Source organism: Massilia sp. 05N420 (assembly GCF_056397205.1).
Window position 1 is genome coordinate 107,254 of the sequence record NZ_JBFTMX010000016.1, and the last position, 25,302, is coordinate 132,555.

Annotated in this window: 15 protein-coding genes; 11 read left to right on the plus strand and 4 right to left on the minus strand. The window is 64.3% G+C overall.

Annotated features, from left to right (window positions below):
- From AC1DIX_RS13005 to AC1DIX_RS13025, 5 genes are all read left to right on the plus strand, one after another.
- Entirely contained in the window at window positions 1–2,406 is a 2,406-nt protein-coding gene (locus tag AC1DIX_RS13005) for a glucose/quinate/shikimate family membrane-bound PQQ-dependent dehydrogenase (protein ID WP_477324766.1), read from the plus strand.
- Between the two features lie 53 nt (window positions 2,407–2,459).
- The gene (locus AC1DIX_RS13010) at window positions 2,460–3,791 is read left to right on the plus strand and encodes a carbohydrate porin (RefSeq protein WP_477324768.1); all 1,332 of its coding nucleotides are present in this window, start codon (window positions 2,460–2,462) and stop codon (window positions 3,789–3,791) included.
- 56 nt (window positions 3,792–3,847) lie between these two features.
- Entirely contained in the window at window positions 3,848–4,423 is a 576-nt protein-coding gene (locus tag AC1DIX_RS13015; protein ID WP_442122260.1) for a DUF1648 domain-containing protein, read from the plus strand.
- A 564-nt stretch (window positions 4,424–4,987) separates the two neighbouring features.
- The gene (locus tag AC1DIX_RS13020) at window positions 4,988–7,273 is read left to right on the plus strand and encodes a hybrid sensor histidine kinase/response regulator (protein WP_477324770.1); all 2,286 of its coding nucleotides are present in this window, start codon (window positions 4,988–4,990) and stop codon (window positions 7,271–7,273) included.
- A gap of 348 nt (window positions 7,274–7,621) precedes the next feature.
- Complete coding sequence (locus tag AC1DIX_RS13025) at window positions 7,622–8,149, plus strand: DUF1003 domain-containing protein (protein ID WP_442122262.1); 528 nt, start codon at window positions 7,622–7,624, stop codon at window positions 8,147–8,149.
- Between the two features lie 166 nt (window positions 8,150–8,315).
- Here the strand turns inward: AC1DIX_RS13025 and AC1DIX_RS13030 are convergent, their stop codons facing one another.
- The 4 genes from AC1DIX_RS13030 to AC1DIX_RS13045 form a co-directional block, all read right to left on the minus strand.
- Window positions 8,316–9,551, minus strand: a complete 1,236-nt coding sequence (locus tag AC1DIX_RS13030; protein WP_477324773.1) for a type II secretion system F family protein — start codon at window positions 9,549–9,551, stop codon at window positions 8,316–8,318.
- Window positions 9,552–9,572: 21 nt separating this feature from the next.
- The gene (gene pilB / locus AC1DIX_RS13035; RefSeq protein WP_477249998.1) at window positions 9,573–11,300 is read right to left on the minus strand and encodes a type IV-A pilus assembly ATPase PilB; all 1,728 of its coding nucleotides are present in this window, start codon (window positions 11,298–11,300) and stop codon (window positions 9,573–9,575) included.
- Window positions 11,301–11,623: 323 nt separating this feature from the next.
- On the minus strand, window positions 11,624–12,922 hold the full coding sequence (locus AC1DIX_RS13040; protein ID WP_442122265.1) for an HlyC/CorC family transporter: 1,299 nt from the start codon (window positions 12,920–12,922) through the stop codon (window positions 11,624–11,626).
- Between the two features lie 61 nt (window positions 12,923–12,983).
- A complete protein-coding gene (locus AC1DIX_RS13045) occupies window positions 12,984–13,541 on the minus strand; it encodes a ClpP family protease (protein WP_442122266.1) in 558 nt (185 codons plus the stop codon).
- A gap of 205 nt (window positions 13,542–13,746) precedes the next feature.
- On the opposite strand from AC1DIX_RS13045, the gene xdhA reads away from it, so the two are divergent.
- The 6 genes from xdhA to AC1DIX_RS13075 all read left to right on the plus strand — a co-directional run bounded on the left by xdhA (window position 13,747) and on the right by AC1DIX_RS13075 (window position 25,190).
- Complete coding sequence (xdhA, locus tag AC1DIX_RS13050) at window positions 13,747–15,204, plus strand: xanthine dehydrogenase small subunit (protein ID WP_477324775.1); 1,458 nt, start codon at window positions 13,747–13,749, stop codon at window positions 15,202–15,204.
- Window positions 15,205–15,217: 13 nt separating this feature from the next.
- Complete coding sequence (gene xdhB, locus AC1DIX_RS13055) at window positions 15,218–17,566, plus strand: xanthine dehydrogenase molybdopterin binding subunit (RefSeq protein WP_477324777.1); 2,349 nt, start codon at window positions 15,218–15,220, stop codon at window positions 17,564–17,566.
- Window position 17,567: 1 nt separating this feature from the next.
- A complete protein-coding gene (xdhC, locus tag AC1DIX_RS13060; protein ID WP_477324779.1) occupies window positions 17,568–18,578 on the plus strand; it encodes a xanthine dehydrogenase accessory protein XdhC in 1,011 nt (336 codons plus the stop codon).
- Window positions 18,578–19,888 (plus strand): guanine deaminase, encoded by a 1,311-nt coding sequence (gene guaD, locus AC1DIX_RS13065; protein ID WP_477324781.1) that lies wholly within the window; start codon window positions 18,578–18,580, stop codon window positions 19,886–19,888. The genes xdhC and guaD overlap by 1 nt, the downstream gene beginning before the upstream one ends.
- 45 nt (window positions 19,889–19,933) lie before the next feature.
- Entirely contained in the window at window positions 19,934–21,433 is a 1,500-nt protein-coding gene (locus AC1DIX_RS13070; RefSeq protein WP_477324783.1) for an adenosine deaminase family protein, read from the plus strand.
- Window positions 21,434–21,776: 343 nt separating this feature from the next.
- The gene (locus tag AC1DIX_RS13075; RefSeq protein WP_477324785.1) at window positions 21,777–25,190 is read left to right on the plus strand and encodes a TonB-dependent receptor; all 3,414 of its coding nucleotides are present in this window, start codon (window positions 21,777–21,779) and stop codon (window positions 25,188–25,190) included.
- The last annotated feature ends 112 nt before the right edge of the window (window positions 25,191–25,302 follow it).

The following is a 25,302-nucleotide window of genomic DNA, read 5'->3' on the forward strand; positions in this document are numbered from 1 at the left end:
ATGTCCATAGAACAAGCAAGGCCGCTGGGATTCACCGGCTTCGTCAGCCTCCTGTTCACCGTGCTGACAGGGCTGTATCTGCTGATCGGCGGCGCCTGGCTGCTGTCGCTGGGCGGATCGGCGTATTACCTCATCACCGGCATCGTGCTGCTCGGCGTGGCATGGCTGCTGTTCCGCCGCCGCCCCGGCGCGCTCGCGCTCTATGCCCTGGTGCTGGTCTGCACGGCGGCCTGGTCGCTGTGGGAATCGGGGCCCGATTTCTGGGCGCTCGCGCCGCGCTCGGGCGTGCTGGTCGTCTTCGGCGTCTGGCTGCTGCTGGTGAGCCTGCGTCCGGTGGCGCCGCCCAGGTTCGACAGCGCCTCGCTGCTTGCGGCGCTGGTGATCTGGGCGGGCGTGCTGGTCTACGCAGCCTTCAACGATCCGCAGACCGTCGACGGCCGCTTCGCCGCTGCCGCCGGACCGCAAGCGGCGAACGCCAACGTGAATGCCGGCGCCGGCGCCGGCGATCCGGCCGACTGGCCCGCCTATGGCCGCACGCAGGCGGGCACGCGCTACTCGCCGCTGCGGCAGATCACGCCGGACAACGTCAGGAAGCTGCAGGTGGCCTGGACCTTCCGCACCGGCGACATGAAGGGGCCGAACGATCCCGTCGAGATCACCGACGAAGTCACGCCGGTAAAGATCGGCGACCTGCTGTATCTGTGCTCGCCGCACCAGAAACTGTTCGCCCTCGATGCGAAGACCGGCGCGCTGAAGTGGAAGTTCGATCCGGGTCTGCGGACCGACCCGAGCTTCCAGCACGTGACCTGCCGCGGCGTGTCCCATGTCGACCTGGCGCAGGGCGCCGCTTTGGCTGCCAGCACAGCTAGCGGCCCGGCCCCGGCCTGCACGCGCCGCATCTTCCTGCCGGTGAATGACGGCCACCTCTACGCCCTCGACGCGCTCACCGGCGAGCGCTGCGCCGACTTCGCCGACAAGGGCGACCTCGACCTCCAGCACGGCATGCCGGTGACGAACCAGGCCAGGAACATGTACGAGCCGACTTCGCCGCCGGTCGTCACGGGCAAGGTGATCGTGGTGGCGGGAGCGGTCGAGGACAACTACTCCACGCGCGAACCGTCCGGCGTGATCCGCGGCTTCGACGTCAGGACCGGCGAGCTGCTGTGGGCCTTCGATCCCGGTGCGCCCGATCCGAACAGGATTCCGGGCCCCGGCGAGCACTACGTATGGAATTCGCCGAACTCGTGGGCGCCGGCCGCCTACGACCCGCAACTCGACATCGTCTACCTGCCGATGGGCGTATCGACACCGGATATCTGGGGCGGCAAGCGCACGCCCGACCAGGAGCGCCATGCGTCCGGCCTGCTGGCGCTGCACGCGTCGACGGGCAAGCTGGCCTGGTTCTACCAGACCGTGCACCACGACTTGTGGGACATGGACCTGCCGTCGCAGCCGACGCTGGCCGACATCACCGGCAAGGACGGCAAGACCATTCCGGTCGTGTACGCGCCAACGAAGACGGGCAACCTGTTCGTGCTCGACCGCCGCAGCGGCGCGCTGGTCGTGCCCGCGCCCGAAAGGCCGGTGCCGCAGGGCGCGGCGCCCGGCGACCGTGTCTCGCCGACCCAGCCCTTCTCCGAACTCACTTTCCGCCCGTCGAAGCTGCTCACCGATGCCGACATGTGGGGCGCGACCATGTACGACCAGCTCGTGTGCCGCGTGATCTTCCACCGGCTGCGCTACGAAGGCACCTTCACGCCGCCCTCGTTGCAGGGCACGCTCGTCTTCCCCGGCAACCTCGGCATGTTCGAATGGGGCGGCATCGCCGTCGACACCGATCGCCAGATCGCCATCGCCAATCCGATGGCGCTGCCTTTCGTCTCGCGCCTGGTGCCGCGCGGCCCGAACAATCCGGTGGAACCGGTACCCGGCGTAAAGGGCGGCGGCTCGGAACAGGGCCTGCAGACGCAATACGGCGTGCCCTACGGCGTGACCCTGAATCCTTTCCTCTCGCCGATCGGCCTGCCGTGCAAGCAGCCGGCCTGGGGGTATATCTCCGCGATCGACCTGAAGACCAACAGGATCGTGTGGAAGAAGCGCATCGGTACGGTGCGCGACAGCTCGCCGGTGCCGCTGCCCTTCAAGATGGGCATGCCGATGCTGGGCGGCCCGATCGTGACGGCCGGCGGCCTCGCCTTCATCGGCGCGACCGCGGACAACTATCTGCGCGCCTTCGACGTGAACACCGGCAGGCAGCTCTGGCAGGCCCGCCTGCCGGCAGGCGCCCAGGCCACGCCGATGACTTATTCCGCCAACGGCAAACAGTACGTCGTGATCGCCGCGGGTGGCCACGGATCCTTCGGCACCAGACTGGGCGATTATGTGATCGCCTATGCGCTGCCCTAGGCGAACTCCATCGCCTCGATACGACTCCAAGGTGTCAATGCAGGGGGAATCACATGGCGACGCTCGACAGGCTTTTCCGTTCCCGGCGCTCTCTGGTCCGGCCCGGCGTCCTTGCCGCGGCGGCCTTGCTGGGCCAGGCCATGGCCCATGCCGGCGACCTCACGACCAGCCCCACCCTGACCGGCGACTGGGGCGGCCTGCGCAAGCAGCTGGCCGACCGCGGCGTGGTGTTCAATCTCGGCTACGGCAACCAGCTGGCCCACAACTTCAGCGGCGGCACCGAACACCTGACGCGCGACACCGACCAGTGGGAATTCGGCACCACCGTCGACCTCGACAAGCGCTGGGGCTGGCGCGGCGGCAGCTTCCAGTTCACCATGACCGACCGTAATGGCCGCAATCTCGGCGCGGACGCACACATCGGCAACAACTTGCTGATCCAGGAAGTCTATGGACGCGGCCAGACCTGGCACCTGACGCAGTTGTGGCTGAACCAGAAGCTGCTCGACGACCGCCTGGAACTCAAGTTCGGGCGCATGACCCTCAGCGAGGATTTCTTCAGCTTTTCCTGCGACTTCCAGAACCTGACTTTCTGCAGCGCCCAGCCGGGCAACCTGGTCGGCAACTACTGGGTCAACTGGCCGACCAGCCAATGGGCCGCGCGCATCAAATACCACCCGTCCGCGGACAGCTACGCGCAGCTGGGCGTCTACCAGGTCAATCCGAAGTACGTGGACGACGAATACGCGCGCCACAACGGCTGGAAGCCGAACAACCCGAGCGGCACCACCGGCGCCCTGATCCCGCTGGAGCTCGGCTGGCAGCCGAACTGGCAGGGCCTGCCCGGTTCCTACAAGCTGGGCGCCTGGTACAACACTTCGGACGGCAAGGACCTGTTCTTCGACCGCAACCACAACCCGCGCGGCCTGACGGGACTGGAACCCCTCGAGCGCAACGGCCAGTACGGTGCCTACCTGAGCCTGCAGCAGAAGGTGACCGGAACGGCCAAGGGTAGCGGCGCGACGCTGTTCCTGAATTTCACGCAGGCCGACCACGACACGGCCCAACTGGACCACCAGCTCACGCTGGGCGTGCAGTACAAGGGCCCGTTCGAGAGCCGCGCCCAGGACTCGATCGGCTTCGCCGTGGGTGCCACCCACAACAATGGGCGCTTCGCCGATTTCACGCGCCAGAACAATGCCCGCACCGGCCAGGACACCGTCGCGGGCGGTGGCTACGAATACGTGGGCGAGCTGTATTACTCCTGGGTGCCGCTGCCCTCGGTGATTGTGCGTCCCAATCTTCAGTACATCGTGCATCCGGGCGGCACGACGCGCAACAGCAATGCCTTCGTGATCGGTTTGAAATCCAGTCTCAGCTTTTAATGCGTGCGGGGTAGGAACTGGTATTCTGGAGGCGCTAACTGATTGCAAGGGAAAAATTGAACAAGCTTTTCGCCGCTGCCCTGAATGCGATTCTCATTGCCGCCATGTTCGGCATTGCACTCTGGGCGATTCACGAATTGCCTGCCGGCGGGCAGGTCGTGATTCATTGGGGTTCGGATGGCAGGCCGGATGCCTGGGTCGGGGAGTGGGCCGGCCTCTTGATTATTCCGATCGTCGCCTGTGTGGTGTGGTTCTTGATGTCCGTCTCGCCGCAGGGCTTTTCATCGTCGGGAGATTCCGTTCCGCCGGCGCGGGTCCGGCGTACCGTGTTTTCGCGCCTGCTTTTCGTCCAGCTTGCGATCCAGGCGGTCATTGCGATTCATGCGCTGGGACGTGAGGTCGATACCAGCAACTATATTGCCCTTGCGCTGGGCATGCTCTATATCGCGATTGGGGCGCTCGACAAATCGCGCAAGGCCGGGCGCTGGATTTTCGTGGCGAGCGGGCTGGGGATGCTGGTTGCCGCGTTCGGGCTGGAGCGGGGGGATAAGGTGCTCGGGGTGTTTGTGCTGGCACTTGGAGCACCCTTGGTGACGGTGCTCTATTCCCACTTGATGAGCCGTACCGGATAGATGAGCAAGCTTTCTAAAATGGCTACATTGGCAGCAGCTTCACACCTCTTAAGTGGTTCAAGCATATTACCCGATAGACATCATCGCACTTTGTCAGTAGACTGAAAAAGTATGGTCTTGCGTGCAACGGCTGGGCAAGGCAAGCAGGTTTGCCAGCCGAGTTTCCATGGGAGCGGCCGGCGTGATTTCTTCCACACTTTTTTGTCAATAAGTACAATATCCCTGTAGCCGGTGCAGTCTTGAGATGCATGGGCTGCCTAACTTACAATTCTTTAGTTGGCTAGCCACTGGAACTGAGCAACTATTCGGGAAGACACTGTCCCGCAGGCAGCGAGCGACCGGGTAGAGTCTTATCCTTCGCCTCTAAAAATGTAGACTTAACCCAAGCAAGCTGTGCGAATCGCTTCTGCGCCGCTGATATATTGAGCCATACCAATGATCGACCCCCCAGACCAGCCGCACTTGCGCGGTGGTGGCGCTATGGGCGCACTGATCCGTTGCCACGACTGGTCGACGACGCCGCTTGGCGCACCGGGATCTTGGCCTCTGTCCCTGAAGACGGCCGTGAGCCTGATCCTGCGCGCGCAGCAGCCTATGTACATCGGCTGGGGGCCACGCTGCATCTCGCTCTATAACGACGACTACATCCCGATCCTTGGCGACAAACATCCCGATGCGCTCGGCCATTCGATGGCCGACGTCTGGGGCGAGATCTGGGACGAACTAGGGCCGTTGAACGAGGCCGTCATGCGCGGCGAGTCGCTGTCATTCGAGAACAAGCTGTTCCGCTTGGCCAGCCGCAAGACGCCCGGACCACACTATTTCAGCTTCACCTACACGCCCTTGCTGGATGACGACGGGCAGGTCGCGGGCATCTTCTGCGCAGCGATCGAAACCACCTCGACAGTAATGCTCGCGGACAACGCACGTGCCGCGAGCGCGGCGCAGCAGGCCCTGGCCGAGAGCGAAGAACGCCTGCGCCTGGCCACGGACGCTTCCGAGATCGCGTTCTGGGACGTGAACGTGCCCGAGGGCAGCCTGATCTGGCAACCAGGGCTGCGAACCATGTTCGGCATCACGACCGATGAAGCGCTTTCGCTGGACGACTTCTTCGCGGGCCTGCATCCGGACGATCGGGCGACAGTGGCCCGCGCATTCGCGGCGGCGTGCGATCCGCAGCGGCGCGAGCTTTACAACGTCGAGTACCGTACGGTGGGACGCGACGACGGCCGGGTTCGCTGGATTGCGGCCAAGGGACGCGGACTATTCGACGACGCCGGCCGCTGTGTGCGCGCTAACGGCACGGCTATGGACATCACCAGCCGCAAGACCACCGAACTGGCGATGGAGATGGCCCTGGAAGCCAGCCGCACCGGCACCTTCCACTGGGACATCCAGGACAACCGGCTCACCTGGGATGGCGCGCTTGACCGCCTGTTCGGACTGCGCCCCGGGGAGGCGGTGCGTAGCCTCGACCAATTCATCGCGCTGGTTCATCAGGACGACCGCGCCGAGGTTATCCGCCGCTGCGAACGCTGCCGCGATGACGGTGACGATTTCGAGATGGAGTTCCGGGTGGTGTACCCGGATGGTTCGGTGCACTGGCTGTATGATCGTGGCCGGACCTTCCTGGACCCGACGGGCCGCGCGAAGACAATGACCGGCGCTTGTGTCGACATTACCGACTATGTACGCACGCGCGAGGCGCTCAAGCTTGCCGATCGTCAGAAGGACGACTTCCTGGCCACGCTCGCGCACGAGTTGCGCAATCCGCTCGCACCTTTGCGCACCGGGCTGCAATTGCTGCAGAACATCAAAGGCGAGCTGCCGAGCCAGGCGGATCAGGTGCTGGGCATCATGCAACGCCAGCTCGATCACATGGTGCACTTGGTCGACGACCTGCTCGACATTGCCCGCATCCGGCAGGGCAAAATCCTGCTGAAGCAGGAACCGCTTTCGCTGCAATCCGTGCTCGAACAAGCGCTGGAGGGCGTGCAGGCTCTGCTCGATGCGCAGGGCCATGAGGTCATTTGGCAAGGTGTGGATCGGGGGCTATGGGTCACGGGTGACCCGACCCGGCTAGTGCAGGTGGTGGGCAACCTGCTTAACAACGCGGCGAAGTACACGCCACGTGGAGGCCGCGTGGCGCTGCGCGGTGGCGAGTCCCCTCAGCCCGGCATGCTGCTCATCGAAGTGGCCGACACGGGCATCGGCATCCCGCCCGATATGATCGAGCACGTGTTCGACCGGTTCGCGCAGGTGCAGCAGCACCTGGACCATGCACAGGGCGGGCTGGGCATCGGCCTGAGCGTCGTCAAGGGCTTGGTCGAGATGCACGGTGGCCGCGTCGCCGCCCAGAGCGCCGGCCCGGGCGCAGGAAGCCTGTTCCGCATCTGGCTGCCGCGTGCCGACATGCCGGAGCCAGCCGAGGCCGCACCGCCTTCGAGTCAGGACGCCATCGAGCGGCACAGGGTGCTGGTCGTCGACGATAACCGCGACGCGGCCGAGACCATGGCCATGGTGCTGGACATGAGCGGCCACGAGGTATTCCTCGCGCACGACGGGCAGACAGCGGTAGAGATGGTGAAGCGGCATGACCCTGCGGTGGTGTTCCTCGACATCGGGATGCCGGGCATGAATGGCTACGAGACTGCATTCCTGTTACGGGCCTTGCCGGGCGCGCAGGCTCGGGTGCTGGTGGCGCTCACCGGCTGGGGCAGCGAGGCCGATCAGGCGCGCAGCCTCGAGGCGGGTTTCGACCTCCACCTTACCAAGCCGGTCGACATCGACAAAGTCCAGCGCGTGCTGTCGGCGAGGTTCAAACACGAGGTTCGCGCGTCGACGCTGTAAGGGCCTTGCTTCAGGCGGATGCCTGAAGTGCCGCCCGAGTCCAAGCTCCAGGTTTTAGGACGCCAGAAACTCATGGTCTCAATCAAAGAAACTGTCGACCTGGTTACCAGGCCGTTAAATCTCGGCATACCGGCTTTTTTCATGACAGGCACTTCAACGAGGTGCATCCGCATTCGGCGCTAGGGTACAAATCGCCGCGCATGTTTAGGAAAAAGCGACGACGTCAGGCCCTGGAAACTGACGCTAACTAAGCATCAGGCTGTGTCCGGGAAAAGCAGGGCAAGATCACCAAGACTTGAACTTGATGTGAGTTATAGTGAGCGTGTCGGGCCTTCTTAAGGGGATGTCATGAACTCGTCTCAAGTCCACACTTTATCTTCGGAAGGTGAGCCTGATGTCGATCACTTGCGCTTCCATCGTCAGCACGAACATTTGTTCAAGACGTTTGGCAGTGACTTGTTTGGACTGCGAGCGGAAGCCTTCGCCCGTTTCTTCGGAACGCCGGTTTTTCTCGGTGGGCAAACCTTAATCGTCGCCGTCTGGATCGCAGCAAACGTGCTGGGCTTCACGCATTTTGACCTTTACCCTTTCATTCTTTTGAATTTGGCGTTCAGCCTCCAGGCGGCTTATGCGGCGCCGCTTATCTTGCTTGCCCAAACTCGCCAGGCAGCGCGGGACAAGGCCCATTCCGACGCGGATGCCAAGCACCGCGAAGCAATCGCCACTGCGTCAACCAAGCAATCCGAGCAGATGCTTGAGCTGCTCCGTCAGAATACAGAGCTGACGGAAATCACCAAAGCCATGGCGGAACGCATCGAAAAGCTGACGACGGAAATGCATCAGCATTTCGTACGGGATAACGAGCAAAAAAACTGAGTGCAATTTCTTATATTGGCATTCCCCCACCGCGACGGACACTTTCGATAGGTCTTGGCATCTCGCTTGTGCAGTAGTTTGCCAAACCCGAGCAAACTACTGCGAACACCATGAGATCACTGCGAATTCACTGCGAAGTATTCTGAGAACCTACAATGTCAAAGTTTTAAACCACCGACCCCAGCTTGAAGATAGGCAGATACATCGCCACCACCAGGCCGCCGATCAGCACGCCCAGGATAACCATGATCATCGGCTCCATCAGCGAAGACAGCGCGCTCACCGCCTCGTCGACTTCCTCTTCATAGAAATCCGCAACCTTGCCCAGCATGCCGTCGAGGGCGCCGGATTCTTCGCCGATGGCGACCATCTGGGTGACCATGTTCGGGAACACGTTGGCGTTCTGCATGGCCGCCGTCAGGCTGGTGCCGGTGCTGACTTCGGTCTGGATCTTTCTCGTCGCGTCCAGGTAGACCGCGTTGCCGGAGGCGCCGCCGACGGAGTCGAGGGCTTCGACCAGCGGCACGCCGGCCGCGAACATGGTGGCCAGGGTGCGGGTCCAGCGGGCGATGGTCGCCTTGCGGATCACGTCGCCGAAGACCGGCAGGCGCAGCATCAGGCGGTCCATGGCCTGCTGCATCTTCAGCGAGCGGCGCCAGGACTGGAAGAAGAAGTAGATGGCGCCGAACAGCGAACCGAAGATGATGTACCACCACTTCACCACGAAGTCGGACATCGCCATCACCACCAGGGTCGGGGTCGGGAGGTCGGCGCCGAAGGTGGTGAACACTTCCTTGAAGGCAGGCACCACCCAGATCATGATCACGGCGGTGACGATGAAGGCGATCGCCAGGATCGAGATCGGGTACATCAGGGCCGACTTGATCTTGCCCTTCAGGGCCAGGGTCTTTTCCTTGTAGATCGCCAGGCGCGTCAATAAGTCTTCGAGGATGCCGGCCTGTTCGCCGGCGCCCACCAGGTTGCAGAACAGCGGGTCGAAATAGAGCGGGTATTTGCGGAAGGCGTTGTTCAGGCTGGTGCCGGTCTCGATGTCGGCGCGCAGGTCCATGATCAGCTTGGACATCGACGGATTCGAGTGGCCCTTGCCGACGATATCGAAGGATTGCAGCAGCGGCACGCCGGCCTTCATCATGGTGGCGAGCTGGCGCGTGAACAGGGTCAGGTCCTTGTCGACGATCTTCTTGCCGCTGCGGTAGGCTTTCTTCTTGACCTTGGTGACCATGACGCCCTGGCGGCGCAGGGTCACGTTGACGATGGTTTCGCCGCCGGCGCGCATCTCGCCGCGTACGGTCTTGCCGGTCTTGTCCTTGCCTTCCCAGGCGTAGACGTGCTCCTTGATCTGGGCGCCGCCAGCGCTGCGGACTTGGGCCGAAGTTGCCATGTGTTTTCCCGTATTGGTTTACTACTCGTTGGTGCAGCCGAGCACTTCTTCGAGGCTGGTCAGCCCCTGTTTCACCTTCATCAGGCCGGAGCGGCGCAGCGAGTTCACGCCTTCGCTTTCGGCCTGGGCGGCAATCTCCATCGAGTTGCCGCTGGCCAGGATCAGGGCCTCGATGCTTGGGCTGATCGGCATGATCTGGTAGATGCCGACCCGGCCCTTGTAGCCGGAACCCAGGCAGCGTTCGCAGCCGACCGGGCCGTAGGGCTTCCATTCGCCGTCCAGGTCGCTGTCGCGGAAGCCCGCCGCCTTCAGCACGTCGCGCTCGATGTCGAGGGGCTGCTTGCAGGTGCACAGGCGGCGCGCCAGGCGCTGGGCCGTGATCATGATCACCGAAGAGGCGATGTTGAAGGGCGCCACGCCCATGTTCATGAGGCGCGTCAGCGTGGACGGCGCGTCGTTCGTGTGCAGGGTCGAGAACACCATATGGCCGGTCTGGGCGGCCTTGATGGCGATGTCGGCGGTTTCGAGGTCGCGGATCTCGCCGACCATGATGATGTCCGGATCCTGGCGCAGGAAGGCTTTCAGGGCGACCGGAAAGGTGAGTCCGGCCTTTTCGTTGACGTTGACCTGGTTCACGCCGGGCAGGTTGATCTCGGCCGGGTCTTCGGCCGTCGAGATATTGATGCCCGGCTTGTTCAGCAGGTTCAGGCAGCTATATAAGGACACCGTCTTGCCGGAGCCGGTCGGCCCCGTCACCAGCACCATGCCGTAGGGGCGGGTGATGGCGTCGATCAGCAGCGCCTTCTGGTCCGGGTCGTAGCCCAGCGAGTCGATGCCCATCTGCGCCTGGGTGGCGTCGAGGATACGCATGACCGTCTTTTCGCCGAACAGGGTCGGCAGGGTGCTGACACGGAAGTCGATCGACTTGGTCGGCGACAGCACCAGGCGCATGCGGCCGTCCTGCGGCACGCGCTTTTCCGAGATGTCGAGCTTGGCCAGCACCTTAATGCGCGAGACCAGCTTGTCGCGGATCGACAGCGGCGGCGCCAGGTGGTCGCGCAGCACGCCGTCCACGCGCAGGCGGATCCGGTACTGCTTTTCGTAGGGCTCGAAGTGGATGTCCGAAGCGCCCAGCGTGATCGCGTCCATCAGCACCTTGTTCAGGAAGCGCACGATGGGCGCGTCCTCGACTTCGGTGGCGGCGGCTTCGACCGCCGCGGCGTGCGGCTCGTCCTCGGCGAATTCGATCTCGGCATCGTCGCCGACCAGCTCGCTGATGCTCTGTTCGGCGTTCTTCGACAGGCCCGCCAGCAGGGCCAGCAGGGTGTCGTGGGCGACGATCACCGGCTCGACCGAGGCTTCGCTCTGAAACTTGATCTGGTCCAGGGCCTGGGAATTGGTCGGATCGGACAGCGCCACCGACAGCTTGTTGCCACGCTTGGACAGCGCCACCACGCGCTGGCCCTGCATCAGGCGGGCATCGATGGCGTTGGTGGGGAGGGAGTCCACATTGAAGGTGGACAGGTCGAGCAGGGGATAGCCGAAGGTCTCGGCGCAGAATACCGCCAGGCCCCGCGCATCGATGATTCCGGCGCCGAGCAAGGTGTCGATGAAACCAGTCTTGTCGGCGGCGGCCTTCTTTTGGAGGCCGTCCGCCTGCGCTAGCGTCAATCGCCCCGCCTGGACCAGGGCGCGCGCCAACCCGGGCAATGCGGTGCCTGCGGTCGTGTTGGGGAGGACTGCTGCCATAGGATCAGGGACGGAGTGTCGACAAGGGGCCGGGCTGGACGGTTATGCCCGGCGGCTGCTTGGGATCATGCCCGCAGGCATCAAATTTGTAAAGAGATTGGCGTTGGGAAAGAGGCGTGCATACCACGTAGACGGAATGGTATTGCTGAGGTGATAAGCTGTTGGCTGGGGTCATTGCGGCTCCTGGGTGGGCAAAAGCACATCGTCGTTCCCGACATTGTCGGAAACGACTTCCCGCGGAGGCGGGAATCCAAGTTTGCTTGAGCTAAGGAAACGCATACAAACCTGGGCCCCCGCCTTCGCGGGGGCGACGTGGCGGCTTTTCAGGCCGCCAGCCACCGTTTGACGGCAGCCGGCCGCAACAGTTTCACGATCTTGATTGACTGATTCTGCACCTGCACCACTTCGATCACGCACTGACCCACCTTCAGCGCAATCGGAAACTCGGGAATTTCCTGCAGCAGTTCCAGCAGCAGGCCGTTGACCGTCTTCGGCCCGTCCAGCGGCAGTTCCAGGCCCAGCTTCTTGTTGATGTCGCGCAGAGGCGTACTGCCTTCGAGCAGGCATTCGCCTTTCGTGTTCCAGGCCATGGCGTCGGCGCGCGCATTGCTCGGGGTCGAGGTGGTGAAGTCGCCGATCATTTCCTCGATGATGTCCTCGAGCGTGACCAGGCCCTGCACTTCGCCGTATTCGTCGACGATGATGCCCAGCCTTTCCTTATTTTCCTGGAAATACTGAAGCTGGGTAAAGACGTCCGTGTCCTGGGGGATGAAGTAGGGCTCGCTCAGCAGTCCCCGGATGTGGTCGACCGTCAGCTCGTCCGCTTCGTTGAGCAGCCGGACCGCCTTGCGGACCGCCAGGATGCCGACCACCTTGTTGATCTCGCCTTCATAGACCAGCAGCTTGCGGTGGTAGGAGGTGGTCAGCTCGGCCATGATGTCCTCGACCGGTGATGCAAGGTTCAGGGCTTCGATCTGGCTGCGCGGGGTCATGATGTCCTCGACCGAGATCTTTTCCAGGTCGAACAGGTTGAGCAGGATGCTCTTGTGCTTTTGCGGCATGAAGTTGCCGCCCTCCAGCACGACGGTGCGCAATTCCTCCGGCGACAGGCGCTGCTGGTGGGCGTCGGCGCCGCCGCGGATGCCCAGCGGACGCAAGATGGCGGAGACGAACAGGTTGACGAACCAGATCGCCGGCTTGGCCAGCTTCATCAGCGGCCGCAGCACCAGGCTGGTGCCCAGCGAGATGCGTTCCGGATAGGTGGCACCGATCACTTTTGGCGCGATCTCGGCGAACACGATCAGCAGGAAGGCCACGCTGGCGGTGGCGATCGTGATGACGCTTTCCTCGTGGCCGAAGAACAGGATCGCGATCGCCGTCACCAGGGCGGTGGCCATCGCATTGATCAGGGTATTTGCGATCAGCACCAGCGACAGCAGCTTGTCGGTACGCTCCAGCAGCCACAGGGTGGTGACGGCGCCGCGGTGGCCGCGCTTGGCCAGGTGGCGCAAGCGGTATTTATTGGCTGCCATCAGGGCCGTTTCCGCCATCGCGAAAAAGGCCGAGCAGAGAATCAGGAGAACGAGGGCGAGGACGAGCGCCCAAAGGGGTACGGATTCCAAGGTTTACCGTGAAGAATCGGGGAGAGGTCGATTCTAAGGTACGGGGATGGGGGCTGCAAGTTCAGTTCCACCAATGCGAAGTCGTACCCGCTTCCGGCAATCGGACTTGGCGCGCATCGTGGACGATTCCCGCCTCGACGGCCTGTTCGGCCGTGTAGATACGCGAACTGCCCGTCAAAAAGCCGCGGATGTCCTGGGGCGTGCGGGCGCCGCGCGTGGCTTCTTCGAAGATCGAGGCATAGCGCTCGGCGTCGAAATCCAGGCAGTCGCGCCATTCCGAGATGCGGGCATGATCGGCCGCCACCAGGTTGCCGAAGCCCCAGTGCAGCGGGTGGATCAGGAAGCGGGTGCCGGGGCAGGCGTAGCGCTTCTGGCCGGCCAGGAAGATCGCAACCCCGACCGATTCGACGCTGCCGACATTCCAGGTGGTGAGGGGCAGCGGCAGGGACTTGAGGAAGAAATAGAGGGCGAAGCCGGCCGTCATGTTGCCGCCCTCGGTGGACATGTGGAGTTCGATTTCGCTGGCGCCGCTCTGCAGGGCCTGCAGGCACAGGTTGCGCACCGTGCAGGCCGAGTTGGCGTTGATGGGACCAATGAAATGAACGATGTGTAGCGCCATGCTTCCTCCTCGAGACGGTTCAAGCATAGCAAGTTCCGGCGTTTCGCCTCGTCTTGTTCAGCCGCCGCGCCCGCACCGGGAATATACTGGGGTAAGAGGTTTGGTTGAACTATTCGATATTGATGATATTCAAAATCATCCGCCGGATATATCATGCGCCCCCGCCGATGTTAATCTCGCACGCTGGGTTAAATCCGAGGCAACAATGTCCACACCGATCCGATTCTTCTACCGCGGGGCCGTCCACGAAGTGAGCGGCGCCGCCCCCACGCAGACCGTCCTCCAGCACCTGCGGGAAGACCTGCATTGCACCGGCACCAAGGAAGGCTGCGCGGAGGGCGATTGCGGTGCCTGCACCGTGGTGATCGGTTCGCTGGAAAACGGCCGGCTCGAGATGAAGGCCGTGAATTCCTGCATCCAGTTCACGCCGACCCTGGACGGCAAGGCCCTGTTCACCGTCGAAGACCTGCAACAGGCCGGCGGCGACCTGCACCCGGTGCAGCAGGCCCTGGTCGAGTGTCACGGCTCGCAGTGCGGCTTCTGCACGCCTGGCTTCGCGATGTCGCTGTGGGGGATGTATCTGAAGTGCGAAGGGCAGGGCTGCCCCTCGCGCCGCGAGATCGACGACACCCTGTCCGGCAACCTGTGCCGCTGCACCGGCTACCGTCCCATCATCGACGCCGCCCGCCGCATGACGGAACTGCCGCGCGTGGACTTCGACCGCGAGGCGCTGGCCGCCACCCTGCGCGGCCTGCAACGCGAAGCCGGCGCCGTCTACAGCGCACAGGGCCAGACCTTCCACGCCCCGCGCAGCGTCGACGAACTGGTGGCCGCGCGCGCCGCCCATCCGCAAGCCGTGCTGCTGGCCGGATCGACCGACGTCGGCCTCTGGGTCACCAAGCAGATGCGCGAGCTCACCGACATCGTCTATCTCGGCCACGTCGAGGAACTGAAATCCGTGCGCGAGCACGACGGCCTGCTCGAGATCGGTGCCGGCGTGTCCCTCAACGATGCCTATGCGGCGATCTGCGCGCGCTATCCCGCGCTTGCCGAGCTGTGGCAACGCTTCGCTTCCCTGCCGATCCGCAATGCCGGCACCCTGGGCGGCAACGTCGCCAACGGTTCGCCGATCGGCGACTCGATGCCCTGGCTGATCGCCCTCGGCAGCCGCCTGGTGCTGCGCGGCCCGGACGGCGAACGCGAGCTGGCGCTGGAAGACTTCTATCTCGGCTACCAGCAGAAGGACCTGCAGCCGGGCGAGTTCGTGCAGGCGCTGCGGATTCCGCTGCCGCGCGCGGGCGTCGCCTTCCGCACTTATAAGCTGGCCAAGCGCTTCGACCAGGACATCTCGGCCGTGTGCGCCGCGTTTGCCCTCGAACTCGATGATGGCGTCATCAAGCAGGCGCGCATCGCCTTCGGCGGCATGGCCGCGACGCCGAAGCGCGCGGCGACAGCCGAAGCCCTGCTGCTGGGCCGCGCCTGGGACGAGGCCGCGCTGGCCGATGCGATGGCGGCGCTGGCCAAGGACTATGCACCGCTGACCGACATGCGCGCCTCGAACACCTACCGCATGCAGGGCGCGCAGAACCTGCTGCGCCGCTTCTGGCTCGAAACGCGGACCGAGAACCCGCTGCCGGCCGAAGCAGTGAACGTATTCGCGTAAGGAGACACTGACCATGAACGACATGAGCGCACCGGATCTGAACACGGCGGCGTGGAGCGCGGTCGGCGTTTCGCGGGCCCACGAATCGGCCCGCCTGCACGTGCTCGGCCAGGCCGACTACACCGACGACATCGACGAGGTGCGCGGCACCCTGCACGCGGCCCTGGGTCTCTCCGCCAGGCCGCATGCGAAGATCGTCTCGATGGATTTGGCGCCAGTCCGTGCCAGCCGCGGCGTGGTCGCGGTCTATACCGCGCAGGACATCCCCGGCACCAACGATTGCGGCCCCATCATCCACGACGATCCCATCCTGGCCGACGGCCTGGTCCAGTACGTGGGCCAGCCGCTGTTCGTGGTGGTGGCGGACAGCCATGACAACGCGCGCCGTGCCGCGAAGAAAGGCGTGGTCGCCTACGACGAGCTGCCGGCCATCCTGACGCCGCAGGCCGCGCGCGCCGCACAAAGCTATGTGCTGCCGCCGATGCGGCTGGCGCGCGGCGATGCGCAGGCGGCTTTCGAGCGCGCGCCGCACCGGGTGAAGGGCGAGCTGCACGTCGGCGGCCAGGAGCAGTTCTATCTCGAAGGCCAGATCGCCTACGCCATCCCGCAGGAAAACGATGGCATGCTGGTGCTGTGCTCGACCCAGCACCCGAGCGAGATGCAGCACGTGGTCGCGCATGCGCTGGGCCTGCACTCGCATCACGTGGTGGTCGAATGCCGGCGCATGGGCGGCGGCTTCGGCGGCAAGGAATCGCAGTCGGCGCTGTGGGCGGCGGCGGCGGCCGTGTCGGCCAGGCTGTGCGGCCGTCCGGTCAAGTTGCGCGCCGACCGCGACGACGACATGCTCGTCACCGGCAAGCGCCACTGCTTCCACTATGAATACGAAGTCGGCTACGACGGCGAAGGCCGCATCGTCGGCGCGAAAGTCGACATGGTCTCGCGCGCCGGCTTCTCGGCCGACTTGTCCGGCCCGGTGGCCACGCGCGCCGTCTGCCACTTCGACAACAGCTACTACCTGGCCGACGTCGACATCCGCGCCGCCTGCGGCAAGACGAATACGCAATCGAATACCGCCTTCCGCGGCTTCGGCGGTCCGCAGGGCGCGATCGCGATCGAGTACGTGCTCGACGAGATCGCGAGGAACCTCGGCCGCGACGCCCTCGACGTCCGCAAGCTGAATTTCTACGGCCGCAGTGGTGACGGTATGGAGCGCAACGTCACGCCCTACGGCCAGGTCATCGTCGACAACGTGATCCACGAACTGGTCGACGAGCTGGAAGCCAGCAGCGAATACCGTGCGCGCCGCGCCGCCGTCGACGCCTTCAACGAGTCCAGCCCGGTGCTGAAGAAGGGCTTGGCGCTCACCCCGGTCAAGTTCGGCATCGCCTTCAACGTCACCCACCTGAACCAGGCCGGCGCCCTGGTGCACGTGTACGTGGACGGCTCCATCCTCGTCAACCACGGCGGCACCGAGATGGGGCAGGGCGTCAACACCAAGGTCATGCAGGTGGTGGCGCACGAGCTGGGCGTGGACCTGTCCCGCGTGCGCATCACCGCCACCAATACCAGCAAGGTCGCGAATACCTCGGCCACCGCGGCCTCCACCGGCGCGGACCTGAACGGCAAGGCGGCCCAGGACGCGGCGCGGAGAATCCGCGAGCGGCTGGCGGCATTCGCGGCCAGGCAGCACGGCGGCGCAGCGGAAGACGTGCGCTTCGCGGCCGACACGGTATTCGCGAACGGCGCCGAGATCCCCTTTGACGAGCTGGTGGCGAAAGCCTACCTGGCGCGCACCCAGCTGTGGTCGGACGGCTACTACGCGACCCCCGGCCTGTCCTGGGATCCGAAGACCATGACCGGCCGTCCCTTCTCCTATTTCGCCTACGGCGCCGCGGTGTCCGAGGTGATCGTCGACACCCTTACCGGCGAATGGAAGCTGCTGCGCGCCGACGCGCTCTACGATGCGGGCAAGTCCCTGAATCCGGCCATCGACATCGGCCAGGTCGAGGGTGCCTTCATCCAGGGCATGGGCTGGCTGACTACCGAAGAACTGTGGTGGGACCAGCGCGGCACCTTGAAGACCCATGCACCGTCGACCTACAAGATCCCGGCGGTGTCGGACTGCCCGGAGGACTTCCGCGTGCGCCTGTTCGAGAACCGCAACGTCGAAGACTCGATCCACCGCTCGAAGGCGGTGGGCGAGCCGCCGCTGCTGCTGCCGTTCTCGGTGTTCTTCGCGATCCGCGATGCGATTTCCAGCGTCGGCGGCCACAAGGTCAATCCGCCCTTGAACGCGCCGGCGACCTGCGAAGCCATCCTCAACGCCGTCGCCGCCGTCGAAGCGGCCACCCGGGCAGGCTGAGATGGAAGACTGGCTGTTCGTGGCGGCACGTGATGCCGGGCCCGAGGCCGCGCCCAGGGTCCTGGTGACCGTGGCCGCGGTCGAAGGCTCGGTGCCGCGCGAACCCGGCGCGAAGATGCTGGTCGATGCCGTGCGCCAGTGGGGCACGGTCGGCGGCGGCCACCTGGAGCTGCGCGGCGTCGAGACCGCACGCGCCATGCTGGCGACGGGCGAGACCCGGCGCCTGGAACGCTTCCCGCTCGGCCCCAGCCTCGGCCAGTGCTGCGGCGGCGTGGTGCACCTCGCCTTCGAGCTGGCGGATGCCGGCCACCTGGCGGCCCTGGCGGCGCGCGTCAATCAGGACAGCTGGCGCCTGGTGGCGCTGGACGGCGCGCCCGACGTGGCGCTGTTCGACGCGCACGGGCAAACGGTCCACGGCGGCGCGGCGCCGGAATTTGCACGCATCCCCGCCGCTACTCATATAATGCGCGAGCCGGACGGCCGCCGCTGGCTGGTGGATGCCGTCGAAGCCCCGCGCGCGCGCCTGGTGCTGTTCGGCGCCGGCCATGTGGGTGCGGCCATCGTGCGCGCCCTGGCCGGGCTGCCCTGCCGCGTGACCTGGGTCGACGAGCGCGAGGACCTGTTCCCCGCGAACCTGCCGTCCAACGTCGCCGCCGAAGCCACCGACACCCCGGAGGCGCTGGCGGAAAGCGCTGCGCCGGGCACCAGCTTCCTCGTCATGACCCACAGCCATGCGCTCGACCAGCGCCTGGCCGAAACGATCCTGAAACGCCCGTCCTTCGATGAAGACTGGTTCGGGCTGATCGGATCGAATACCAAACGCAAGCAGTTCGAGCACCGCCTGCGCGAGCGCGGCGTGGACGCCACCCGCCTGGATGCCATGGTCTGCCCGATCGGCGTGCCCGGCATCGAAGGCAAGCAGCCCGCCGTGATCGCGGTCGCCGTCGCCGCCCAACTGCTGATGGTGTGGGAAGCCCACGCCGCCACAATCGCTTCAACAGGAAGAATCTAATGTCGATCGACACCCAGAACCTGCAGGCCTACCGAGCGAGCCTGCTGCACTTTCACGCGGATCCGGCCTTTCTGGAGTCCGCCCATGCCTGGCACGAGGACGGCCTGCTGATCGTCGAGAACGGCCGCGTCAAGGCGGCCGGCGACTACGCGAAGCTGGCACCGACCCTGCCGGCAGGTGCCGAGGCGGTCGACTACCGCGGCAAGATCATCACGCCCGGTTTCATCGACACCCACCTGCATTTCCCGCAGACCGACATGATCGCCTCGCCGGCGCCGGGCCTGCTGCCCTGGCTGGAGACCTATACCTTCCCGACCGAGCGCCGGTTCGGCGACCCCGTGCACGCGCGCGCCACCGCCGAGTTCTTCCTGGACGAGCTGCTGAGGAACGGCACCACCACGGCCCTGGTCTACTGCAGCGTGCACCGGGAATCGGTCGACGCCTTCTTCGAAGCAAGCGCGGCGCGCGACCTGCGCATGGGCGCCGGCAAGGTGCTGATGGACCGCCACTGTCCGGACTTCCTGCAGGACACCGCCGACCTGCGCGAGAGCGAGGAACTGATCAAGCGCTGGCACGGGCGGGGGAGAAGCATGTACGCGATCACGCCGCGCTTCGCCCCGACCTCGACCGAGGCCCAGCTGGCCGCCACCGGCGAACTGGCGCGCGCCTATCCGGACACCTTCATCCAGACCCACGTATCGGAAAACAAGGACGAGTGCAAATGGGTGGGCGAGCTGTTCCCGCAGCGCCGCAGCTACCTGGACGTGTACGACCACTATGGCCTGATGCGTGAGCGCGCCATGTATGGACACTGCATCTGGCTGGACGATGCCGACGTCGCCCGCATGGCGGAAAGCGGCTCGGCGATCGCCCACTGCCCGACCTCGAACCTGTTCCTGGGCAGCGGCCTGTTCGACATGGCGCGCGCCGACAAGGCCGGCGCGCTGGTCTCGCTGGGCACCGACGTGGGGGCGGGCACTTCCTTCTCGATGTTGCAAACCATGAATGAAGCGTATAAAGTTGCGCGACTGAAAGGCAGCTACCTCCCGGCCCTGCGCATGTTCTACCTCGCCACGCTGGGCGCCGCGCGCAGCATGCAGCTCGAGGGCACGATCGGGAATTTCGTTCCGGGGCTTGAAGCCGATTTCATCGTGCTCGACCCCAAGGCCACGCCGCTGCTGGAGCGCCGCACCGCGCACAGCAATACGCTCGAGGAAACCCTGTTTGCGCTGGCCCTGCTGGGCGACGACCGTGCCATCCGCGCCACCTACGCGGCCGGCCGTTTGGTCCACGAGCGGACGCTGCCCTGAGGTTTACCCTTGACGTTTCGCCCCTGGATCAGCCACGAGAACTTTATGCAGAACACATTCAGCCGCCGCCTCCCGCTCGCCGTCGCACTGGGCCTGGCCCTGGCCGCCAACGCCGGCGCGCGCCCGACCGCCGCCAACGCCAACGAGGCCGCCACCGCCCGCCATTACGCGGCCCTGATCGCGGGCGCCGAGCCGAAGACGGCCGAGCTGACCATGTTCTTCACCCAGATGCCCAAGGGCGGCGACCTGCACCACCATTATTCCGGCGCCGTCTACGCCGAGACCTATGTCGACTTCCTCGACAAGCAGGGCTATTGCGTCAACAAGCAGACCTACAGGATCGAGACCGACAAGGCGCTGGTCGAGGCCGAGCGCGCCAAGCCGGCGAAAGAGCGCAACTGCCTGGGCACCGCCGACGTCTACGCCGACGATTTCACTTACCGCGAGCTGCTGCAGCGCTGGTCGAGCAAGGATTTCCATAACCACGGCGCCCTGCAGGCGCCGCCGGACCGCCAGTTCTTCCAGACCTTCGGCTACTTCGGCCCGGTCTCCAACGCCAACTTCCACGAAGGCCTGGTCGAGATCAAGGAGCGCGCGATCCGCGAGAACGTCGGCTACATCGAGACCATGTTCAAGATGTCGCCCTTCGTCGCCAACAAGGACTTCGACGCCCAGGCCTGGCAGAACGCCCACGACGACAAGGCTTTCCAAGCCCAGATGCGCGCCTGGATGACCCAGCTCGACGCGGACCAGAAGTTCGACCAGGCGATCGCCGACTTCACGGCCAAAATCGACGAAGCCGCCGCCGGTATCGACGACGAGCGCTTCACCATGCGCTACCAGACCTATGTGCTGCGCCTGCTGAACCCGTCGCAGGTATTCTCCTCGATGCTGGCCGGCTTCAAGGCCGCGAGCAAGGACAGCAAGATCGTCGGCGTCAACATCGTCGGGCAGGAGAGCCAGATGGTGTCGATGCGCGACTACACCCTGCACATGCAGATGTTCCGCTTCCTGAAGTCGGTCTACCCGAAGGTCAAGGTGGCGATGCACGCCGGCGAGCTGGCCCTGGGCGACGTCCCGCCGGAAGACCTGCAGTTCCACATCGACCAGGCCGTCAACCTGGCCGGCGCCGACCGCATCGGCCACGGCATCGACCTGGCCCACGAGAGCAATGCGGTCGCCATCATGCAGCGCATGCGCGAGAAGGACATCCCGGTCGAGATCAACCTGACCTCGAACGCCTTCATCAACGGCGTGCAAGGCGAGAACCACCCGGTCACCCTGTACCGCAAGTACGGCGTTCCCTACGTCATCTCCACCGACGACGCCGGCGTGACCCGCCACAACCTGGCCAACGAATACGTGCTGTTCGCCAGCCGCTACAAGCCGGGCTACGCCGAGCTCAAGAAGGCGTCCTACAACAGCATCCGCTATTCCTTCCTGGATGCCGCCGACAAGGCGCGGCTGACGAAACAGCTGGACCAGCGCTTTGCGAAGTTCGAGGCGGAGATTGCCGGGTTGGATAAGGCTGCGGCGAAGCGCTGATTTTTATGTAGTTAGCAGTAAAGCCGTCGGTACTTATACGCGCAAGCTATAAATTCCCAAGAGAAAACGTATTTGCTATCAGTTTTGCCTTCATGCATATTGGTCTTTTATTAACCAGTAGCAAAGACGAAGCTGGCAACCAATGGCTGTAACAGCCGGGAAATATTTGGCCGCTAGAATCGCGTGCGCCGCTTTTGTTCTTGAAGCTTTGGCAAGGGCGGTAAAGGGATGTACCGAATGTATAGGCGACGGCGCTAAGCGGTCGGTCCTAAGGGTTGCAGTACTGTGAGAGAGGGAACGACGTGTCCCTTAATAATTATTAAGTCTTTTTGGGGTTAATCCAATGATCTATCAAAAACGGATCCAGCTGACCAAGCTGGCGCTGGCTTTGTCGATTGCACTGGCAGGAGCACCGGCTCTTGCCCAGAACACGACTTCGGCAGTTGGCGGTCGCATCTCCGGCCCGGACGGCAAGCCTGCCGCCGGCGCCTCGGTGCAAATCATCCACACCGAATCGGGTTCGGTCAGCAACGTCACCACCGACGCCGAAGGCCGCTACCTCGCGCGCGGCCTGCGTACCGGCGGTCCGTACACGATCATTATCACGAAGAACGGCGTGACCGAGAAACGTGAAGGCATCTACCTGGAGCTGGCCGAAGTCGCTGCCGTGGACGCCACCATCGGCGCACCGATGCAGACCGTGACCGTTGCCGGCAACCGCGCACGTGCCGACATCTTCAACCGCAACAACATGGGCGCCGGCACCTCGATCAGCAACGCCGTGCTGCAGACCCAGGCATCGATCAACCGCAACCTGCAGGACTACGCACGTGCCGACCCCCGCGTGTCGCAGACCGACAAGKAACGCGGCGAGATGTCCGTCGCGGGCCAGAACTCGCGCTTCAACTCGATGACCGTCGACGGCGTCGCCATCAACGACATGTTCGGCCTGGAAGCCAACGGCAGCCCGACCGCACGCCAGCCGATCTCGATCGAAGCGATCCAGTCGGTGCAGGTGAACATCGCCAACTACGACGTGACCCAGAAGGGTTACACCGGCGGTAACATCAACGCTGTCACCAAGTCCGGTACCAACAACTGGAAGGGCGGCATCTACTACGTCTACCGTGACGATCAGCTGTCGGGCAAGCGCTTCAACACTGCCAGCGGCGAATACAGCGACCCGCCGAAGTTCACCGAAACCACCAAGGGCGTCTGGACCTCCGGCGCGCTGGTGCAGGACAAGCTGTTCTTCTACGCCCTGAGCGAAGAGACCAGCTCGAGCCGCGCCGCTCCGGACTTCGGCTACGTCGGCCAGGGCCAGGGCACCACCGCCGGCATCACCCTGGACGAAATCAACCGCGTCCGTGACGTTGCCAAGAACACCTACGGTATCGACCTCGGCAATCCGGTTGCCGGCGGCAGCGAGCTGAGCTCGCGCGAGCAGATGCTGAAACTCGACTGGAATATCAACGAAAATCACCGCGCCAACCTGCGCATCCAGCGTACCTCGCAGTCCGAGCCGATCTATCCGGGCTACTCGGCTACCGGCATCGCGCTGAGCTCCTACCTGTACACCCAGCAGAAGCAGCTGCAAACCGTCGTCGCCCAGGTCTTCTCGGACTGGACCCCGACCTTCTCGACCGAGTTCAAGGCTTCGAAGCGTGACTACGATTCGGTGCCGAAGAACAATGCGCGCCTGCCGACCCTCGGCTTCCAGTTCAGCGGCCCGCTGCCGTCGGATGCGCCGGCCGGCACCCGCACCGGTAACCGCTTCATCAACGCCGGTACCGAGATGTCGCGCCAGCAGAACGTGCTGGGTACCCGTACCCAGGACTACTACGGCGGCGCCAACTGGACGCTGGGCGACCACGAGATCAAGTTCGGTGGCGACTACCAGAAGAACAAGATCTACAACGCCTTCCTGCAGAACGTGTACGGTAACTACACCTTCGCCTGCGACAACAACTTCACCTACAACACGATCGGCTCGAGCACGATCAACTGCGGCACGGCATCGCTGGCCCAGATCGAGAAAGCCGTCCTGGAGAACTTCCAGCGTGGCCGTCCGTCGTCGTACAGCCTGCAGACCGCCGCCGCTGGTTACACCCTGAACGACGCAATCGCCCAGTTCGAAATGTCGAACGTCGGCCTGTTCCTGCAGGACACCTGGTCGGTCAACCGCCAGCTGACCGTGAACTACGGCTTCCGCGTCGACCAGCTCGGCTTCGACCACGCACCGCCGGCCAACGCCGCCTTCGCCGCGCCGGTCGTCGCCGGTGCAGCCGGCGCCCGCCAGACCGGCGGCTTCGGCATCGCCAACACCTACACGCCGGACAACAGCAAGCTGTTCCAGCCGCGCTTCGGCTTCAACTACCGCTTCAACACTCCGCGCATGATGCAACTGCGCGGCGGCGCCGGCCTGTTCCAGGGCGCGTCGGCCAGCGTGTGGATCGCCAACCCGTACCAGAACGCCGGTATCGCCACCCGTTCGAGCACCTGCTCGGGCACCGGCAACACCCGCTGCCCGGCTACCGACGGCACCTTCAGCCCGAATCCGGACACCCAGAAGGTCGTGACCGGCGCGCCGTCCACCGCTTCGGTCGACCTGCTGAACCCGAGCCTGCGCCAGCCGTCGAACTGGAAGTCGAACCTGGCCTTCGAGATGGAACTGCCTTGGTACGGCCTGGTGGCCGGCGCCGAAGCGCTGTACATCAAGACCAAGGATGGCATCACCTACCAGAACCTGAACCTGGGCAAGCCGAGCGCAATCGGCACCGATGGCCGCGAGCTGTACTACGGCGCCACCGGCGGCCTGCTGGCCAAGTGCTGGAACGTGGGTAACAACTCGGTCAGCACCGCAAGCGGCTGCACCAACACCACCAAGGCGCTGAGCAACGCGGGCTACGGCAACGTGCTGATGGCAACCGGTACCGACAAGGGCGAAAGCCGTCTGGAAACCCTGTCGCTGACCTATCCGATGACCCGTGGCCTGGGCTGGTCGATCGCCGCGACCCACACCTATGCGACCGAAGCGTCGAACCTGACTTCGTCGACCTCGAGCTCGAACTTCGGTGCACGCTCGGTGTTCAACCCGAACGAAGACGTGGCAGCGAACTCGGCCTACCTGGTGAAGAACCGCGTCAACGCGACGGTCAACTTCGAGAAGGCATTCTTCTCGGGCCTGAAGACCCGCTTCGGCCTGTTCTACGAAGGCCGTACCGGCAAGCCGTACAGCTGGACCTTCAAGAACGACATGAACGGCGACGGCATCGCGACCAACGACCTGATGTACATCCCGAAGGCCTTCGGTTCGGGTGAAGTCGTGTTCTACGGCGATACCGCAAGCAGCCACGCCAACGAGCAGCGTTTCTGGGACATCGTCAACGCCAACAAGGCGCTGAAGAACTCGGCCGGCGGCGTCGTGAACCGTTACAGCGACTTCGCACCGTGGACCAACAGCTTCGACCTGCGTATCAGCCAGGAGATCCCGGGCCTGTTCGCACGTAACAAGGGCCGTGTCTCGTTCGACATCTTCAACGTCGGCAACCTGCTGAACAAGAAGTGGGGCCACATCAACGAGATGCCGTTCTCGTCCTCGGGCGGCCAGACCCGCGGCTTCGTCGACTACGCCGGCCTGGATGCACAGGGCCGTTACGTCTACGCAGTGCGCACCCAGAACGACGACTACAGCATCCGCCAGAACAAGGGCGAATCGCAGTGGGCAGCACAAATCACCCTGCACTACGACTTCTGATCTGTTGATTTCGTAGCAGGATGATCGAGAYGGCCGGTGGCGACACCGGCCGTTTTTCTTTCCCGCAGTGACTGGATTACATGCAATAATCTTCGGCTTGCAATCCATCGCA

Coding starts and splice junctions, on each gene's coding strand:
- AC1DIX_RS13005 (WP_477324766.1), top strand. CDS start 1: ATGTCCATAGAACAAGCAAGGCCGCTGGGATTCACCGGCTTCGTCAGC.
- AC1DIX_RS13010 (WP_477324768.1), top strand. CDS start 2,460: ATGGCGACGCTCGACAGGCTTTTCCGTTCCCGGCGCTCTCTGGTCCGG.
- AC1DIX_RS13025 (WP_442122262.1), top strand. CDS start 7,622: ATGAACTCGTCTCAAGTCCACACTTTATCTTCGGAAGGTGAGCCTGAT.
- pilB (WP_477249998.1), bottom strand. CDS start 11,300: ATGGCAGCAGTCCTCCCCAACACGACCGCAGGCACCGCATTGCCCGGG.
- guaD (WP_477324781.1), top strand. CDS start 18,578: ATGTCGATCGACACCCAGAACCTGCAGGCCTACCGAGCGAGCCTGCTG.
- xdhA (WP_477324775.1), top strand. CDS start 13,747: ATGTCCACACCGATCCGATTCTTCTACCGCGGGGCCGTCCACGAAGTG.
- AC1DIX_RS13030 (WP_477324773.1), bottom strand. CDS start 9,551: ATGGCAACTTCGGCCCAAGTCCGCAGCGCTGGCGGCGCCCAGATCAAG.
- xdhB (WP_477324777.1), top strand. CDS start 15,218: ATGAACGACATGAGCGCACCGGATCTGAACACGGCGGCGTGGAGCGCG.
- AC1DIX_RS13070 (WP_477324783.1), top strand. CDS start 19,934: ATGCAGAACACATTCAGCCGCCGCCTCCCGCTCGCCGTCGCACTGGGC.
- xdhC (WP_477324779.1), top strand. CDS start 17,568: ATGGAAGACTGGCTGTTCGTGGCGGCACGTGATGCCGGGCCCGAGGCC.
- AC1DIX_RS13045 (WP_442122266.1), bottom strand. CDS start 13,541: ATGGCGCTACACATCGTTCATTTCATTGGTCCCATCAACGCCAACTCG.